Genomic DNA, 17,382 nt, shown 5'->3' on the forward strand with positions numbered 1-17,382 from the left:
GAACCCCGGGGCACACCAGCCTCCACGATTCAAGGGGAAGCTCACTCGGGACATCCTCACCGCTGGAGTGGAGGAGGAGTCGTGGTCTGAAGGGCTTGATCGATGGGTGCGTCTTGCGGTGGCTCGTGGCATCCGGTTATAGGCCGAGCTCTTCGTGGAACTGCCCCTCTTGCAGACGCCGCTTGATCGTGGTCAGGAATCGGCCGGCGTCTGCGCCGTCGATGATGCGGTGGTCGTAGGTCAATGCGAGGTAGGCCATTGAGCGAATCGCGATCGTCTCTTGTCCCTCGGGTCCCTCCGTTGTGACCGGTCGCTTGACTATCGAGCCGAGGCCGAGGATTCCCGATTGTGGCTGGTTGATGATCGGTGTGTCGAACAGCGCGCCGTTGCTGCCGAGGTCGGTCACCGTGAATGTGCCCCCGGAGAGTTCGTCCGCCGTGACTCGCTGGGCTCGCGTGCGGGAGGCCAGGTCGGCGATCGCGCGGCTCAAACCCGCGAGGTTCAGCTGCCCCGCGTCCGGGACGACGGGCGAAAGCTGGCCTTTCCCGGTGTCCACCGCGACGGCGAGGTCGACCTGGTCGAAGTAGGTGATCTCCTTGGTCTCTTCGTGGAAGCAGGCGTTGAGTTCCGGATGTCGTCCGAGCGCCTCGATCGTGGCTTTCGCGAGAAACGGCAGGAAGGTCAGTTCGACGCCCTCTCGTGCGTGGAAGCTCGCTCCGGCTTGTTCGCGCAATCGGGCGATTCTGGTGAAGTCGACCTCGAACACCTGGGTCAGCTGGGCCGAAGCCTGCAGTGACTCCCGTGTGCGCCGGGCGATCGTCTGGCGGGTCCGGCTCGCTTTCTCCGTGACGTGGTGTGTCTCCGCCCGCGCCGGGGATGCTCGGGACCGTGCCGCCGGCGGTGCATCGGGGGCCGGGTCTTTCGGCTCGGATGGAACCGGGCTTGGTGCGCCCCGCTGCCCGGCCTCGATGGCGGCGAGCACGTCCCGTTGTCTGATCCGGCCGCCGGCACCGGCGAAGCCGGGTGTCGAGAGGTCGATGCCGTGCTCGGAGGCGAGCCTGCGGGCCCGGGGTGTGGCATAGGGGAGCGCGCGCTTGTCTTCGGGAGCGCGGACCGGGCCCGAAGGTTCTGTGGGTTCCGGTGCAGCACTGGCTTCCCGCTTGGCGGGCCGGTCGTTCCCGGTCGAGGTGGTCGGCTCCGCGCCCGTGTCCTCCTCGATCACCGCGAGCTCTCCGCCGACTTCGATCGTCTCGTCTTCCCGCACGGCGATGCGTTGCAGCGTGCCCGCGATGGGCGAGGGGACCTCGGTGTCGACCTTGTCGGTCGAGACCTCCAGCAGCGGCTCGTCGAGGGCGACAGCGTCACCTTCCTGTTTCAGCCATCGGGTGACTGTGCCGTCGGTGACGCTTTCCCCGAGCGCGGGCAGTGTGACCGAGTATGCCATCGTTCGCGTGCTCCCTGTGATTCTTGGTGCGGTGACCGGACTGTGTCAGCCAAGGACACTGCCCGTCATCGGCCCTGCCACACCGGTTTTCGCTTCTCGGCGAATGAACGCGCGCCCTCCTGCGCGTCGGCGGAGGAGAAGACCGGTTCGAGCAGCGCGTGCTGCTCGCGGAAAGCCTCGGGGCTCGCGGAATCGGCGGCATGTCCGATGACTTCTTTCGAGGCGCGGACGGCGAGGGGAGCGTTGGCGTTGATCCGGCGCGCGAGCGCCAGCGCCTCAGCGAGCGCCCCACCTGGCGTGGTGAGGCGATTCACGAGTCCATGACGGTGCGCATCGGCCGCGGAGAACGGGTCACCGGTGAGTGCGTATTCCATTGCCAGCTGGCAGGGAATGCGCTGCGGCAGACGTAGAAGTCCGCCCGCCGCGGCCACGATGCCCCGTTTGACCTCCGGGATCCCGAACTGTGCGTTCTCGGCGGCGACGATGAGATCGCAGGCGAGTGCCAGTTCGGTGCCCCCGGCCAGCGCGTAGCCTTCGACGGCGGCGATCATCGGTTTTCGTAGCACCCGTTCGGTCATTCCGGCCAGCCCCAGACCGGGCAGGATCACGGATTCGCCGCGCACGAAGGCCTTCAGGTCCATGCCCGAGCAGAAGGTTCCCCCGGATCCGGTGAGTACGCCGGCCAGGAGGTCATCGCGTTCGGCGAGCGTGTCGATCGCGGCGCTGATCTTCTCGGCGACGGCCGAGTCGATCGCGTTGCGTGCCTGTGGCCTGTTGATGGTGATGATCAGGATCTGCTCTCGTTCCTCGACGAGTACTTCACTTTCCATCGGAGTCTCCTAGAAGCGCGGAGTCAGCGTCCGGGCGATGACGTTGCGCTGGACCTCGCTGGTGCCTTCGCCGATCTCGAGGATTTTCGCGTCCGCATAGAATCGGGAGATCTTGGATTCACGGATGTATCCGTAACCGCCGTGGATCTGCACGCTCGCGCTGGCCGCTCGGTTGGCCACCTCGGAGGCGTAGAGCTTGGCCATCGCGGCTGCCTGGCCGAACGGCCTGCGTTGGTCCGCGAGCCAGGCCGCCCGGTAGACCAGTCCCCGCGCGGCTTCGACTTCGGTTGCCATGTCCGCGAGCTTGTGCCCGACCGCCTGGAACTTGTTCAGGGGCTTGCCGAACTGCTCCCGTTCCCCCGCGTGGCGGACGGCGAGATCCAGTGCCGCCTGTGCCAGTGAGAGCGACAGCGCGGCCACGCTGACCCGGCCCGCGTCGAGTACGTCGAGGAAGTCCCGCAAGCCGTTGCCCTCGTCACCGATCAGGTGGTCGTCGGGAATCCAGCAGTCGTTGAACATCAGCTCTCGGGTGTCCAGCGCGTGCCACCCGAGCTTGCGCAGTGGTTGCCCTTTCTCGTACCCGGGTGTTCCGTCCGGAACGAAGAACACGCCGTAGCGTTTGCCGCCGTCCGCGTTTTCTCCCGTCACGGCGAGAACGGTGACTCCGAGGCTCATCTCGGTACCGGCGTTACTGATGAACATCTTGGTGCCGTTGAGGACCCAGCCACCCGCTTCGGCCCTTGCCCTGGTCCGGATCCCGGCCGCGTCGGACCCGGCCGTCGACTCGGTCAGCCCGAAGGCGCCGATCTTCTGGCCCGTGGCCAGTGGCCGCAGCCAGCGCTGCTTCTGTTCGTGTGTACCGAAAGTCGCCAGCGGGAGGGTGGCGATGGTGGAGTGCGCGTTCCATGCCGAGGCCACCGACTGGTCCGCGATGCCGAGTTCCTCCATCGCGGCGACATAGGTCACCAGGCCCGCGTCGGTGCCACCGTATTCCTGCTCGACCAGCATCCCCATCAGGCCCAGTTCGCCGAGTTTGTGGAAGACCTCGACCGGGAAATGGCCGCGTTCGGACCAGTCGTCGGCGAACGGCTCGATCTCCTTGGCCGCGAAGTCACGGCACATCCGCCGCAGCGCCACGGTTTCCTCGGGCAAGTCGAAATCCATTTCAGTGCTCCTTGGGGTCGAGCAGGATCTTCAGGTGAGAGCCCGCGGCGAGATCGTGAAACGCGTCCAGCCCACGGGAAAGCGGGTACACGCCGGTCAACAGCGGTCTCGGATCGAATCGTCCGGTGGCGATCAGGTCGAGCACCCTCGGGATGTCGAAGTTGTAGCCGAGCGAACCGAGCACCGTCCGTTCGAACGGAACGATCTGGGTGACCGGCAGCGCGGCCGCGTCGCCGCTGATGCCCGCGAGCACCGCTCGCCCGCCGCGGCGGACCGTGGTGATCGCCAGCTCGACGAGATCGGGTCTGCCGGTCGCCTCGACGACGACGTCCGGGCCGATGCGGCCGGTGCGCAGGAACACCTCGCGGCGTACGTCGGCCACGGCCGGGTCGTATACCTCGGTGGCTCCCAGCTCGGCGGCGAGCCGCGCCCGCTCCGGTGCGGGTTCGCTGACGTAGATGCCCGCCGCTCCCGCGAGCGTGAGTGCCATCAGGACAGAGATGCCGATCGGTCCTGCCCCGATGAGCAGCGCGTTGTCACCGGGCTGCACGCCGGCCCTGCGGACGGCGTGCAGCCCGACGGCAAGGGGCTCGGCCAGCGCGGCCACCTGATCCGATACGCCGTCGGGGATCGGTACCAGGCCTTCGGCCGGTACGGTGACGTACCGGGCGAAAGCTCCGGGAGAAGCGAGTCCGATCGAGCCGCCCTTCGCGCAGATGTGGTACTCGCCGTGACGGCACCAGCGGCAAACGCCGCAGCGCAGACACGGATCCACCGCCACCCGCATGTCGATCGAGATGCCCGGTACCGGCCCGCCGAGCGCGGCCACGGTGCCGCTGAACTCGTGCCCGAGTGTGATCGGCGGCTCGACCCCGGTCAGCGGGTGCGCTCGGGTGCGGATGAGGTTCGGTCCGTGGCTGTACTCGTGCAGGTCGGTTCCGCACACACCGCAGTAGGAGACCTCGACGACCACTTCGCCGGGACCGGGATCGGTGGGGTCGGGCACCTCGTCCAGTCGCAGATCACTCAGCCCGTGCCACCGCAAGGCTCGCATCCGATCCGCCTTTCGCGTCGGTGTTGTTTTTTAGCGCGATCGGTACAAGAATCGTCGTTCGCCGCCAGATGTCAAGGGGGCGGGCCGAAACTCAACGACGATGAGGGCGGGTGCACGATGACTTCCACCCAGGTGAACGACATCGATGTCGAGACACGGACGGAGATGTACCGGCGGATGCGCCTGATTCGGCAGTTCGAGGACAAGGCGTCCCGGCTGTACCGCGCGAACGAGATCCCCGGGTTCCTGCACCTCTCGATCGGGCAGGAGGCTTCGGCGGTGGGCGCGTGCTGGCCGCTCGACGAGCGCGACGTGGTGACCTCGACGCATCGCGGGCACGGTCACTGCATCGCGAAGGGCCTCGACGTCACGGGCATGTTCGCCGAGCTGATGGGCAGGCGCACCGGAACCTGTCAGGGGCGCGGCGGATCGATGCACATCGCCGACCCGCGCAAGGGGGTCTTCGGTGCCAACGGGATCGTCGCCGCCGGACTGCCGATCGCGGTGGGTGCCGGTACCGCGGCCCAGCTGCGTGAGCAGGGCGGCGTGGTGCTGGCGTTCTTCGGCGACGGCGCGGTATCGCAGGGCATGTTCCACGAGGCGGTGAACCTGGCCTCGGTCTGGCGGTTGCCGGTGATCTTCTGCTGTGAGAACAACAAGTACGCGGAATTCTCGCCGGTCGCGACGCAGACGAGGGCCTCGCTTTCGGCCAGGGCCGCCGGGTACGACGTGGATTTCCGCGCGGTCGACGGTAACGACGTCGTCGCTGTCGCCGAGCTGATCGCCGAGCTCGTGCGACAGCTGCGCTCCGGCGGCGGGCCGGTGCTCGTCGAGGCGGATACCTACCGCTGGCACGGGCACTACGAGGGAGACCCCGAGCGCTATCGGGCGCCCGAGGAACTCGCCGAGTGGCAGGAACGGGATCCGTTGGTGCTGCTCGGTGACCGGCTGCGTGCGGCGGGAGTGCCGGTCGGCGAGATCGATCGCCGGGTGGACGAGCAGATCGAGGCCGCGGTCGAGCAGGCGCGGGCCGCCGAAGAGCCCGGACCGGAGACCCTGCACCATTTCGTGAGCGTGCCGAGGGAACCGGTTCCCGAACCGCCGGCGGCCGACGGTGAGACTTTCAAGACCATGCACGCCATCCAGCACGCGCTCGAGTACGAGCTCGAGCACGACGGTTCGGTGTTCCTGGCCGGGATCGACGTCGGCAGCGGTGGCAACGTGTTCGGCTTGACCAGGGGCCTTGCCGAGCGGTACCCGGGCCGGGTGCGCGACACGCCGATCTCGGAGAGCGCGATCATCGGTACCGGGGTCGGTGCGGCGATGGCGGGCATGCGACCGATCGTCGAACTGATGTACTTCGATTTCCTCGGTGTGTGCTTCGACCAGCTGATGAATCAGGCCGCGAAGCTGCGGTACATGACAGGAGGTGCTGTCAGTCTGCCGATGGTCGTGCGCACACAGTTCGGATCGGGAAAGTCCTCGGGCAGCCAGCATTCGCAGAGTCTGGAGGCCCTGCTCGCGCATATTCCCGGGCTCACCGTGGTGATGCCGTCCACTCCCGCCGACACCTACGGTCTGTTACGCGCCGCGATCCGTGACCCGAACCCCGTCATCTTCGTGGAGAACCGGCTGATGTACGGGATGAAAGGGCCGAGGCCGTCACCGCGGCATCTGGTGCCGCTCGGCAAGGCCGTGCTGCGCCGTGCGGGCACCGACGTGACACTGGTGTCCTACTCGAAGATGATGCAGGACTGCGAGAAGGCCGCGGAAACGCTTGCGGAGGAAGGAATCAGCGTCGAACTCATCGATCTGCGCACGATCGCGCCGCTGGACACCGAGACCGTCCTGCGCTCGCTCGCCAAGACGAACCGGCTCGTCGTGGCGCATCAGGCGGTCGGTGAGTTCGGCGTCGGCGCCGAGCTCGCGGCGGTCGCCGCGAGGGAGGGCTTCTGGACCCTCGACGCACCGGTCATCCGCGTCGGCGCCGAATCGACCCCCGCACCGTACGCTCCGTCGCTGGAACAAGCCTGGCTGCCGGGCAAGGACCGCATCGCCGCGGCCGTCCGCGAGGCGGTACACGCCTGAGCCCGGCGGCGATCACGAGCTGAGTGTCGGAGCGTCGAGCGTCGCGCCCGCATAGCGTTCGCGGAACTGCCGGACGCGCTGCTCGAGATCGCCGACGTCGTATCCGGGGCTGCAGAACCCCGAGACGAGCGTCGCGCAGTACTCCCGGGAAAGGAACGACGCGTCCCACGGGCCGTCGGCCTTGGCCCACTGGTAGGTGTGGTTGTGCAGGTTGAGGAACTGCAGCATCGCCAGTCTCGGGTCGAACCGGCGGAACACGCCGGTGTCCATCGCGGCCACCAGCAGGTCCTGCACGATCTTCTCGAACTCACGGCGCTGGCGCAGCAGCCGCGACCGGTTGGTGCCCCGCAGGTGCCGGTAGTCGTGCTCGTACACCCAGACGTGGTCGAGGTTGTTCAGGATGATGCCGAGCAACGTCTCGGAGAGCAGCCGCAACCGAAGGACCGGATCCTCCTCCAACGCGGCGATCCGCCTGCCCGCGGTCAACAGCGGCCGCAGCACCCGGTTCTGGATCTCGACGAGCAGGTTCTCCTTCGAACCGATGTAGTAGTACAGCGCGCCCTTGGCCAGGCCGACGACCTCGCACAGTTCGGCGATTCCCGTCGCGGCATACCCTTGGCGCGCGAAGACTTCCGCGGCCAGATCGATGATCTCCTGGCGCCTGGTCTCGTAACCCGGTCCGTGTCCTGGTGGCCTTGGCATGACCACAGAGCCTATTCCACCGAAGCGCCCGTGTGGGTACGGCATGAGCGGATGGCGCCACCTTCACCCGGTCCGGACTTGTCAGCGGGTCGTTCGAGTCTTACAGTGCTTCCCGTCACTGTTTCGTGGTCCGACTGGTACACGAAACCCGGGAAGCGGCACAACACACCGAGGTGATGCCCAATGAGTGATCAGAAAACTCCCGTTTCGGAAGGAATTTCGGTATCCCGGGACGAGGTCAGCGAAAGCCAGTTGCGTGAGCTCGGCGTGAATCTCGAGCGGGATTTCCCGGGATCTACGGCAGCGGATTTCCGGCGCTATCCGGTGCTCTCCGAAGGCGGCTGGTTCATGGTCGTCAAGCACCAGAAGACGCTGGTCTCGGTCAGCCGCGAGCCATGGCGCCTGCTCGGCCCGATCGAGTTGACCTCCGAAGGTCTCGACGTCAATTAGAACTCCTCCAACGAAAAGGAAGGCGGTCAGCTCTATGATCGGAGTAGACGTCGGCGGCACGTTCACGGACGTGGTGGCTATCGCTGATGGGCAGATCAAGACGGTCAAGGTGACCACTGACGTGCGCACGACCGAACGCGGCGTGCTCAAGGGGGCCAAGGAGATCGGCGTCGCCGATTCCGCGGTGTTCAACCACGCCAGCACGCACGGACTGAACGCGATCATCACCAGGCGGCTGCCGAAAATAGCGTTCCTGACCACACTTGGTCACCGCGACATCCTCGACATCGGGCGCACCTGGCGCCCGGTCGAAGGACTGATGAATCCCGCGTGGCGGCGCTCCTACGGCGACGCGAACCGCCCCCTTGTGCCACGTTATCTGCGCCGGGGTATTCGCGAGCGCGTCACCGCCGACGGCGGGGTGCTGATCGACCTCGACGAGGATCACGTACGCGAGGAACTCGCCGTACTGCGCAAATGCGAGGTGGAGGGCGTGGCCATCTGCCTGCTCAACGCCTACGTGAACCACCACAACGAAGAACGTGTCCGCGAGCTGGTCCACGAGGAACTCGGCGATGTTCCCGTCTCGATCTCCAGCGAGGTCTCGCCACTGGCCAAGGAGTTCGCCAGGGCGTCGACCACCGTTGTCGATGTTTTCATGCGGTTGATCTACGGCGAATACACCGAACGGCTGGACGCCGGCCTGCGCGAGCTGAATTTCGATGGCGACCTGAACTTCGCCGACTGCGCCGCCCAGCTGGTGCGTTCCGACATCGCCATGGAGCATCCGTTCCGGATCGTGTTCGCCGGTCCCGCGGCAGGCACCGTGTCCAGTGCGCACTTCGGCGGACTGATCGACGCGGAGAATCTGCTCTGCGCGGACGTCGGCGGCACCTCATGTGACATCAGCATGGTCAGCGAGGGTGAGCCGTTCGTGAACACCACGTTCGAGCTCGAGCACGACCTGATCGTGAACGCGCTCTCCAACGAAGTCTCCAGCATCGGAGCGGGCGGCGGCAGCCTGGTCACGATCAACCACGCGGGTGAGCTCAACGTCGGCCCGGGCAGTGCGGGCGCCGACCCCGGTCCCGCCTGCTACGGCCTCGGCGGCAGCCAGCCGACCACGACGGACACCTGCTTGCTGATGGGAATCATCGACCCCGATGGCTTCGCGGGCGGCCGGATGAAGCTGGATCCGGAGCTGTCCCGGCAGGCCTTCGAGAACCTCGAGAGCAAGCTGTCCTTCGAGCAGCGGGTGAGCTACGCGTTCAACATCGGCATCAACAACATCGCCGAAGGCGTGGTGAACATCGCCATCCAGCACGGCGTCGATCCGCGTGACTACAGCCTCGTCGCCTACGGTGCCGCGGGACCGATGCTGCTGCCCGCGGTGCTGGACCTGGTGCACGCCGCCGAGGTGATCGTGCCGCCGCACCCGGGCCTGTTCTCCGCGTTGGGGCTGGTTTCCTCGGATCTGGTCTACGCCGACAGCCGAAGTGCCTACATCATGCTCGTTCCCGAGGCGGCCGAGCAGATCGACAAGGTGTACCACTCCATGGAGGAAAAGCTTCGCGAAAGCCTCAAGGAGCAGGACCGCGACCGCGTGACATTCGTGCGCAGCATGGACGCCCGGCTCGCCGGTCAGACCTGGGAGACGCCGTTCATCGGTGTTCCGGACGGCGAGATCACAGCGGACGCGGTGAAACAAATGGTGTCGAACTTCCACGATGCCTACGCCGAGCGTTCCGGCAACCGCTTCGAGGCGCTCCCCGTGCAGGGCGTCACCTATCGCGTGCAAGCGGTGGCGACCTCGGACAAGGTGGAGTACCCGGAGCTGCCCGTGCGCCCCGCGGGCGAGAGCCCGCAGATGACACGCACCCTCGGAATCCGTTACCTCACCGACGACGAGATCGAAGCGGGCGAGTACCAGCGCGAGGACCTGCGCGCCGGGGACCGGATCCCCGGGCCCGCGGTGATTCGCGAGCCGTTGTCCACCACGTTCCTCATTCCCGGCCAGGTCGCGCACGTCGGGACTCATGGCGAGCTGCGCATCCGGAAGGCGTGATACTCATGACCGATTTCTCTTCCCAGGAAACCGCACTGAAGGATCTGGACGACGCCCAGTTCGCGCGGCGCTACGGTGCCGACCGGTTCACGGCCTCGGTGTTGTCCAGCCGGATGCGCTACATCGTGCAGCACATGTGCACGGGTCTGCTGAACAACGCGTTCTCCCTGATCCTGCGCGACTGGTACGACTTCGCCGCGACGATCTCCGGCCCTCCCGAGCAGAACTACCCGATGTCCTCGGTGAGCAACAGTCTCGCCATGTTCCTCGGCACGATGGCCGAGGGCGTGCGCAACACCATCGAGGAATACGGCGTGGAGAACCTGCGCGAGGGCGACGTGGTGATCGGCAACGACCCGTACCGTGCGGGCAACCACGTCAACGACGTCATCTTCATCCGGCCCGTCTTCCACGACGGCAAGGTGGTCTCGTTCGTCTCACTGCGCGCGCACCAGCTGGACATGGGCGGCGTCGTGCCGGCGGGATTCAGCGGCACCAAGCGCAACGTGTACGAGAACGGTCTGGTCATCGCGCCGATGCTGTTGTACAAGAACAACGAGCCGATCAAGGCCTCGTTCAACCTCATTTTCGACAACGCCCGGTTCTGTGAACTGCTGTTGCCGGACATCAAGACCATCTATCAGAACCTGCTGCTCGGCGAACAGCTGATCCTCGAGAGCATCGGACGGTACGGCATCGACGCCTACCTCGGCGCGGTCCGCTATTCCACCGATGTGTCCGCCGAGTCGATGCGAGCCGCCCTGCGCGAACTGCCCGACGGGGTCTACGAAGCCGAAGAGGGGATCGACTGCGACGGCATCGACGACTCGGTCGAGTACCGGCTCCATCTGAAGATCACCAAGGCGGCCGGGAAGATGGAGCTCGATTTCAGCGGCAGTTCGCCGCAGGCGAGGACGAGCATCAACGCCGGCATCCTCGACTGTAAGACGGCGGTCGGCGTCGCGCTGAAGTTCCTGATCGATCCGGAGACACCGTTCACCTCGGGCACCTACCGTGACGTCGACATCGTGCTGCCCGCGGGAACCTTCGTCAGTGCCACACCCCCGGACGGCGCCGTGTTCCTGTACTGGGAGAGCACCGGCCCCGTGGTGCTCGCGGTGTTCCGTGCGCTGGAGAAGGCGTTGGGGCGCAAGGCGGTAGGTGGAGACTACGGTTCGCTGAACATCCACACCGCCACCGGTGTGCTCGCCGACGGCACGCCGTGGGTGACCACCGCGCAGTGCGGTGGGGAGCACGGCCCGTGGGGTGCGACGCAGGCCGGGGACGCGGACAGCTACTCGGTGATGTATCAGGCGAACAACCTGGACCCGGCGACCGAGGCCATCGAGTCGGAGACCCCGGCCGTGGTGCTGCGCAAGGAATACACGCCCGACTCCTGCGGTGTCGGCGAGCACCGCGGCGGGGCCAGCGTCCTCAAGGACACGCTCTACCTCACCGAGGCCGAACACTGGTCGAGTCCGCTGCACACCAAGAGCTCCAGCGGTATCGGCGTCTACGGTGGCCACGACGGTGGTCTCGGCGGTGTCTGGATATTCCCCGCCGAGTACAAGAACGTGGCGCGCGATAAGGATCTCATCGGTACCGAACCGGAGGTATACGCCGGATCGACACCGGTCGCCGGGATGCTCGATCCGGTGAGCAAGACGATCGATGAGGAAAACGGCGAGTACTGCTACTTCGCCAGCAGCCCGGTCTGGCACACCAAACCCAACGCGGTCTTCCGATACCTGACCAACGGTGGTGGCGGCTGGGGCGATCCGCTCAGGCGCGATCCCGAGACCGTCCGCGACGACGTGCGCGACGAGTACCTGAGTATCCAGGGAGCTTACGACAAGTACGGAGTCGTGATCACCGGACACCCGCACTCCGACCCGGAGGGGCTGGTGATCGACACCGAGGCCACGAGGCAACGACGGGCTGAAATGGCCGGAAAGTAAGGGAAAAGTGTCCAATTCTCATTCCGAGGTGTTGAGCGAACGCCAGCGGGAGCTGCGTGAGCGGTTCGTCGACGAACGAGGCTACTGGGCCCCATTCTGGGAAGGCCTGTTGACGATGGACCCCGATTTCTTCGAGGCCTACGTGAACTTCTCCGCTGTACCGTGGAAAAACGGCGTGCTCGAACCGAAGATCAAAGAGCTGATCTACACCGCCATCGATGCCTCCACCACCCATCTCTACGAACCGGGCCTCCGGCAGCACATCCGCAACGCGCTCGGCTACGGAGCCACCAAGGAAGAGATCATGGAGGTCCTCGAACTGACCAGTGTGCTCGGCATCCACACCTGCACCCTTGGCATGCCGGTGCTCATGGAAGAGCTGGAAGCACACCAAAAGAAAACAGGATGACCATGGCAGGCGTGCTCGATCCGCGTGGGCCGGCATCGCTGCACGGGCACCGTGCGGTGGTGACCGGCGCTGCGCGGGGCATCGGCAGGCGGATCGCGGGCGAGCTGGCCGCTGGTGGCGCCGAGGTGATCGTGTTCGACGCCGTGGACCCGGTTGAAACCGTGGCCGAGATCCGGGACGCGGGCGGGAAAGCCGATGGTGCCCGGCTCGACGTGACCGACCGTGCACGCGTGGATCGGGTGATTCGCGCGGTTGGGCGGCTGGACGCGCTGGTCACCTGCGCCGCGGTCTACGGCGACGCGATGCCGGTCGATGAACTGACCGAGTTCGAAGTGGACAGAGTGCTCGGGGTCAACGTCAAGGGCACCCTGTGGACCATCGGCGCCGCGCTGCCATCCCTGCGTGAGCACCGGGGACGCGTCGTCTGCGTCGGCTCGGTGGCGGGAAAGGTCGGTGGCGTGCTCGCCGGACCGCACTACGTCGCCAGCAAGGGCGCGGTGCACGCGATGGTGAAGTGGCTGGCCAAGACCGAGGCCGGCAACGGCGTCATTGCCAACGGTGTCGCTCCGGGCGTGGTCGCCACAGAGATGATCGAAGGCAAGGGCTACAGCGAGAACTACTGCCCGCTCGGCAGGTTGGCCGAACCGGCGGAGATCGCGCGCGTGGCGGCGTTCCTCGCCTCGCCGGCGGCGAGCTATATGACCGGCACGATCGTGGATGTCAACGGCGGATACGCGATGGGATGAGGAAGACCATGGACTGCACAGTCATCACCGGAGCAGGATCAGGAATCGGCCGCGCCTGCGCCTTGCGGCTGTCCGAAACGGGGGCACCGGTCGCGCTGCTCGACGTAGCCGGCGCGGCCGAGACACGGGGCGAAGTGGAAGCGCGCGGCGGGGAGGCCGTGGAGTTCACGGTGGACGTCACCGATGACGACGCGATCCGCGAGGTTCTCGACCGGCTCCCCGGAAATCCTCGGACGCTGGTGAACGCTGCGGGCATCATCGTCCGCAAGACACTGCTCGAATGCAGCCTCGAGGAGTGGCGGAGAGTGCTGGACGTGAATCTGACTGGCTATTTCGTCCTGCTCCGCAACATCGTTCCGCGGATGGCGGACGCCGGAGGCGGTTCGATCGTGCAGGTCGCCTCGATCGCCGGGCACACCGGATACGGGTTCTCCTCCTACACGGCCTCGAAAGGCGGAGTTCTCGCGCTCACCAGGCAGCTCGCCGCCGAGCTCGCCGGGAAAGGGATCAGGATCAACTCGGTGAGCCCCGGCGTGGTCGAGAGCGGGCTGAACCGGGACACCCTGGGAAACGAGCTGATCCGTTCGGCCACCGTGGACAACATCCCACTCGGGCGTCTGGGACGGCCGGACGACATCGCCCGGGTGGTCGCATTCCTGGCCGGTCCCGCATCCGAGTTCGTCACCGGCGCCGACCTCGTCGCCGATGGAGGCATGATCAGCACCATCCACTGGGGCGCTGCCGGCGGCGAGCTGCACAGCTTCCACTCGAAGGAACAGTGATGTACAACTTCGCGGCCGTACTCGACCACAACACGGGCAGATACCCGGACAAGACCGTGCTCACCATGGGCGGGACACGATTGACCAACCGTGACCTCCACAGCAGGGTCAACGCGCTCGCCGCGAGCCTGCTCGAGCTCGGAATCGCACAGGGCGACAATGTCGCCCTGCTGATGTACAACCACGTCGAGTTCGTGGAGACGATTCTTGCGCTCAACCGCATCGGTGCGGCGTTCCTGCCGCTGAACTACCGGCTCTCGCCCGCCGAATGGGAGTACATCCTCGGTAACGCGGAGGCCTCGGCGATTGTCACCGAGGAGGAGTTCGCGGATGTCGTCGCCGAAATCCCCCTGGCACAACGGATCCTGCTCGGCCGGGGGCGTGCGGGGTGGAAATCCTACGATGAGCTGATCGCCAGGAATCTGGGCGCGCGGGTACCGGTCGTGCCGGTCGAGCCCCACGACCTCCAGCGTCTGATGTACACCTCGGGAACCACCTCCCGTCCCAAGGGCGTGTGCATCTCCCACGACAACCTGCTGTACAAGAACCTCGCTCATATCGTGGAATTCGGCATCACCAGTGCGGACACGACACTGGTCTGCGGCCCGCTCTACCACGTCGGCGCGCTCGACCTTCCCGGAATCGGCACCCTGCACGCCGGTGGTTCGCTGATCCTCACGCGCAAGTTCGACGCGGCCGAGGTACTCGAGCTCATCGAGGGCGAGCGTCCCTCGAACATCTGGCTGGCGCCCTCGATGATGAACGCCCTGCTGCAACGGCCCGATATCGCCGAGCGGGACACCTCGTCGATCCGCTTCATCATCGGCGGAGGCGAGAAGATGCCCGTGCCACTGATCGAACGTATCCGGGCCGCGTTCCCCTCCGCCTGGTTCTCCGATGCTTACGGCCTCACCGAGACCGCTTCCGGAGACACGTTCAACGACGCCGAGCACATGCTGGCGAAGGCAGGCTCGGTCGGCAAACCGGTCGTGCACCTGCGCGTGCGCATCGTCGACGGCAACGGGGCCGAGGTGCCGCAGGGTCGGCTGGGGGAGATCACCCTGTCGGGTCCGAAGGTATTCGGCGGCTACTGGCGGGATGCGGAGGCGACGGCGAAAGCCATACGGGACGGCTGGTTTCACACCGGTGACGTCGGCCGTGTCGACGAGGACGGGTACCTGTATGTCGAGGATCGCAAGAAGGACATGATCGTCTCCGGCGGCGAGAACATCGCGACCCCCGAGGTCGAGCGCGTGCTGTACGAGCATCCCGATGTGCTCGAGGCAGCGGTGATCGGCGTCGCGCACGAACGATGGGGCGAGGTCCCCAAGGCCTTCGTGGTGCTGCGTCAGGGCGCCGCGCTCGAGGCTGCGGAGCTTATAGCGTTCTGCCGCGAGCGGCTCGCGAAGTTCAAGGCACCCGCGGAAATCCAGTTTCTCGACGAGTTGCCTCGAACGCCATCCGGCAAAGTACTCAAACGCGATCTGCGGACCCTTCCGGTGATCACATGAGCGAATTCGATCTCACCGGCAAGACGGCCTGGGTGACGGGAGCCGGAAAAGGACTGGGCCGGGCAATGGCGACCGCCCTCGCCGGAGCCGGTTCCGTTGTGGCCCTCACCTCTCGCACCCGCTCCCACCTCAAGTCCCTGGCGGGTGAACTCGGGGAGAACACGCTGGTACTCCCGGGATCGGTCAGTGACGAAGGCTTCGCGGAGGAATGCGTCGAGCAAATCGGCCAGATCGACATCCTCGTTAACTGTGCCGGAATCAGCCCCACCTTCAAACGCAGCGAGCAGGTATCGAACGAAGAGTGGCGGCGAGTGCTGAACGTCAACCTCGATGGGAGCTGGTTCTGCGCCCGCGCCGCGGGGCAGCGGATGCTCGAGCAAGGTGGCGGCAGCATCATCAACGTGTCCTCGGTCCACGCCGTAACCGGCTTCGAACGTATCGCGCCCTATGCGGCGAGCAAAGGGGGCCTCGAAGCCCTGACCCGAGTGCTGGCGGTCGAATGGGCGAACCGGGGTGTCCGGGTGAACACCATCGCACCCGGATACTTCGGCACGGAATTGGCGGAACCACTGATGCACAGCCGATGGGGCGAAAAGATCACCGGTGCGATTCCCCTGGGACGCACCGGCGAACCGACCGAACTCGGCGGAGCCGCCGTCTTCCTCGCCAGTGACGCGTCCACCTACATGACCGGCACCACACTCCACGTCGACGGAGGATGGACGGCGCACTGACCGGGACCATGCGGAAGTTCAGCTTCACTGCCGTTCGCCGCTGAAAGGTTCCTGGTCCGGGTGCCAGTCTGCGGCGTTCCGCTGGAGGTAGCCGTTGCAAGCGTTCGCCGGATTCCGGTCCGGACGGAATGGCGTTCCGCGAGTAAAACCACCACATGGGTTCCTGCGCGCCGACGATCGTGGCGGGAGGACCAGAGCTTGTTCGTCGAGGGCGAGGCCGGCTCGTTGGAAGCGTGTGTGCTGCCGTTGGGCAAGCCAGCGGACGGCCCACCCCAGCAGGGTCAGCTGTTCTACATGAACAGCACTGGTGAGCGCCGCTATTACCGTGCGCCGGTGAGTGACGCGGCGGTGGTGATCGCGAGCAAACCGGCGGGAGACGTGGTGTGGCAGTATGAATGTTGGCAGGAACTGCCCTCAGCTGGGAAATTACTTGGGCGTTAACACGTGGCGCCGTTTCGCAACACGTTTGACGACTCACGAGTTACTCTACCGCGATGAAAGATCACTTCGCGGAGTACCGGTGGGAGCGTGACGAACCGCGCGTGACCGTGCTGGCCTGTCCACCGTTATCGCCCGAGCCAGCCCCACAACGCACGCGCGGCAGGTGGCCATGTGTGACGCGGCTGTCGCGCAATACCTGCACCGCGCCACCGACAAACTGCGAGACGTGCCTTAAAGTGTCGACTGCCGCGCGAGTCTCAGCCGGGATCGGTCCGACCTTCCAGCCTGTCCGACGGTTTTCTGGCTGGATCGCGCCGATAACAGCGGGAAGGATTCTCCCGTTTTCGATCAACTGCAGTGCGAGTCGGGCGGCCGACCGCCAGTGTTGCGCCGAGTTGCTCCCCCCCTACAGCGCTCTCGCTTACGAGCAAGGGGAGGATCGCTTGTAGGTCCAACCGCAAACATGTGGCCGTGATGATCTCTCCGCATCCACAACCGCCGGTAATCGCCATCCCGGCGGACCGCGAAGTTGTCCTGGTGTGGAACCGTCACATGCGCGGGATCATCGGGTATCGCGGCGAATACGTGCGGACTCCGCCTCGCCACCATGGGCTTTGCGCAGATGTCCTCGGCAGCCGGCCGCACCGCATCGGTGCCGGCGTCGATGCGCGCGACAAGCTCGTCGAGTGCGGGCACATCGTTGATCCCGGTGGCCTCCAGGTCACCGACGGGTGCTCCGCTCCAGCGCAGTTCCGTGGCCATCGCCAGCCCACCGGCGTGCAGGGCGGCGCTCACCTGTGTCCTGATCGCCGCCAGCTGTGCGGGGTCCACGGCGTTCCGCACCAGCAGGTACCCATCCCGCCCATAGTGGAGCGCGCGTTCGGTGGGATCGCCGGGCGCCGGAGGTATTTCGCTCAGCTCCACGACCGCGAGCCTACGCCGACGCCGTGTCGGGACGACAGCAGCGGCCGGGTGGGCTCTGGGCTTCCCCTGAAATCGTGGAG

General features: G+C 66.1%; 16 protein-coding genes. 10 read left to right on the top strand and 6 right to left on the bottom strand.

Annotation, left to right across the window (positions count from 1 at the left end; translation table 11 throughout):
* Positions 1 to 136: 136 nt before the first annotated feature.
* The 4 genes from AD72_RS22045 to AD72_RS22060 all read right to left on the bottom strand — a co-directional run bounded on the left by AD72_RS22045 (position 137) and on the right by AD72_RS22060 (position 4,492).
* The gene (locus AD72_RS22045; protein WP_051898879.1) at positions 137 to 1,444 is read right to left on the bottom strand and encodes a 2-oxo acid dehydrogenase subunit E2; all 1,308 of its coding nucleotides are present in this window, start codon (positions 1,442 to 1,444) and stop codon (positions 137 to 139) included.
* 65 nt (positions 1,445 to 1,509) lie between these two features.
* Complete coding sequence (locus tag AD72_RS22050) at positions 1,510 to 2,274, bottom strand: crotonase/enoyl-CoA hydratase family protein (RefSeq protein ID WP_031468454.1); 765 nt, start codon at positions 2,272 to 2,274, stop codon at positions 1,510 to 1,512.
* Positions 2,275 to 2,283: 9 nt separating this feature from the next.
* Positions 2,284 to 3,438 carry an acyl-CoA dehydrogenase family protein gene (locus AD72_RS22055; RefSeq protein WP_031468455.1) on the bottom strand — a complete coding sequence of 385 codons (1,155 nt, stop codon included), beginning with the start codon at positions 3,436 to 3,438 and terminating at the stop codon, positions 2,284 to 2,286.
* A 1-nt stretch (position 3,439) separates the two neighbouring features.
* Positions 3,440 to 4,492 (bottom strand): 2,3-butanediol dehydrogenase, encoded by a 1,053-nt coding sequence (locus AD72_RS22060; RefSeq protein WP_031468456.1) that lies wholly within the window; start codon positions 4,490 to 4,492, stop codon positions 3,440 to 3,442.
* Positions 4,493 to 4,609: 117 nt separating this feature from the next.
* Between AD72_RS22060 and AD72_RS22065 the strand changes: the two genes are divergently transcribed.
* Positions 4,610 to 6,580, top strand: a complete 1,971-nt coding sequence (locus tag AD72_RS22065) for an alpha-ketoacid dehydrogenase subunit alpha/beta (RefSeq protein ID WP_031468457.1) — start codon at positions 4,610 to 4,612, stop codon at positions 6,578 to 6,580.
* Between the two features lie 12 nt (positions 6,581 to 6,592).
* Here the strand turns inward: AD72_RS22065 and AD72_RS22070 are convergent, their stop codons facing one another.
* Complete coding sequence (locus AD72_RS22070) at positions 6,593 to 7,282, bottom strand: TetR/AcrR family transcriptional regulator (protein WP_031468458.1); 690 nt, start codon at positions 7,280 to 7,282, stop codon at positions 6,593 to 6,595.
* Positions 7,283 to 7,465: 183 nt separating this feature from the next.
* Between AD72_RS22070 and AD72_RS22075 the strand changes: the two genes are divergently transcribed.
* From AD72_RS22075 to AD72_RS36740, 9 genes are all read left to right on the top strand, one after another.
* A complete protein-coding gene (locus tag AD72_RS22075) occupies positions 7,466 to 7,732 on the top strand; it encodes a hypothetical protein (protein WP_051898880.1) in 267 nt (88 codons plus the stop codon).
* Between the two features lie 34 nt (positions 7,733 to 7,766).
* Complete coding sequence (locus AD72_RS22080) at positions 7,767 to 9,797, top strand: hydantoinase/oxoprolinase family protein (RefSeq protein ID WP_031468460.1); 2,031 nt, start codon at positions 7,767 to 7,769, stop codon at positions 9,795 to 9,797.
* Positions 9,798 to 9,802: 5 nt separating this feature from the next.
* Positions 9,803 to 11,755 carry a hydantoinase B/oxoprolinase family protein gene (locus AD72_RS22085; RefSeq protein WP_031468461.1) on the top strand — a complete coding sequence of 651 codons (1,953 nt, stop codon included), beginning with the start codon at positions 9,803 to 9,805 and terminating at the stop codon, positions 11,753 to 11,755.
* A 28-nt stretch (positions 11,756 to 11,783) separates the two neighbouring features.
* Positions 11,784 to 12,164, top strand: a complete 381-nt coding sequence (locus AD72_RS22090) for a carboxymuconolactone decarboxylase family protein (protein WP_037346916.1) — start codon at positions 11,784 to 11,786, stop codon at positions 12,162 to 12,164.
* Positions 12,161 to 12,910, top strand: coding sequence for an SDR family NAD(P)-dependent oxidoreductase (locus AD72_RS22095; RefSeq protein ID WP_231644927.1), 750 nt, complete (start codon positions 12,161 to 12,163; stop codon positions 12,908 to 12,910). Before AD72_RS22090 ends, AD72_RS22095 begins: the two co-directional genes overlap by 4 nt.
* An 8-nt stretch (positions 12,911 to 12,918) precedes the next feature.
* Positions 12,919 to 13,692 carry an SDR family NAD(P)-dependent oxidoreductase gene (locus AD72_RS22100; protein ID WP_031468464.1) on the top strand — a complete coding sequence of 258 codons (774 nt, stop codon included), beginning with the start codon at positions 12,919 to 12,921 and terminating at the stop codon, positions 13,690 to 13,692.
* The gene (locus tag AD72_RS22105) at positions 13,692 to 15,203 is read left to right on the top strand and encodes an acyl-CoA synthetase (RefSeq protein ID WP_031468465.1); all 1,512 of its coding nucleotides are present in this window, start codon (positions 13,692 to 13,694) and stop codon (positions 15,201 to 15,203) included. Before AD72_RS22100 ends, AD72_RS22105 begins: the two co-directional genes overlap by 1 nt.
* On the top strand, positions 15,200 to 15,937 hold the full coding sequence (locus AD72_RS22110; protein WP_031468466.1) for an SDR family NAD(P)-dependent oxidoreductase: 738 nt from the start codon (positions 15,200 to 15,202) through the stop codon (positions 15,935 to 15,937). Before AD72_RS22105 ends, AD72_RS22110 begins: the two co-directional genes overlap by 4 nt.
* A 198-nt stretch (positions 15,938 to 16,135) precedes the next feature.
* Positions 16,136 to 16,378, top strand: coding sequence for a hypothetical protein (locus AD72_RS36740; protein ID WP_156365321.1), 243 nt, complete (start codon positions 16,136 to 16,138; stop codon positions 16,376 to 16,378).
* A 348-nt stretch (positions 16,379 to 16,726) separates the two neighbouring features.
* Here AD72_RS36740 and AD72_RS36745 read toward each other — a convergent pair whose 3' ends face one another.
* Positions 16,727 to 17,302, bottom strand: coding sequence for a hypothetical protein (locus AD72_RS36745; RefSeq protein ID WP_156365322.1), 576 nt, complete (start codon positions 17,300 to 17,302; stop codon positions 16,727 to 16,729).
* Positions 17,303 to 17,382: the final 80 nt, after the last annotated feature.

Source organism: Sciscionella sediminilitoris (assembly GCF_000737195.2).
Taxonomy (GTDB): domain Bacteria; phylum Actinomycetota; class Actinomycetes; order Mycobacteriales; family Pseudonocardiaceae; genus Sciscionella; species Sciscionella sediminilitoris.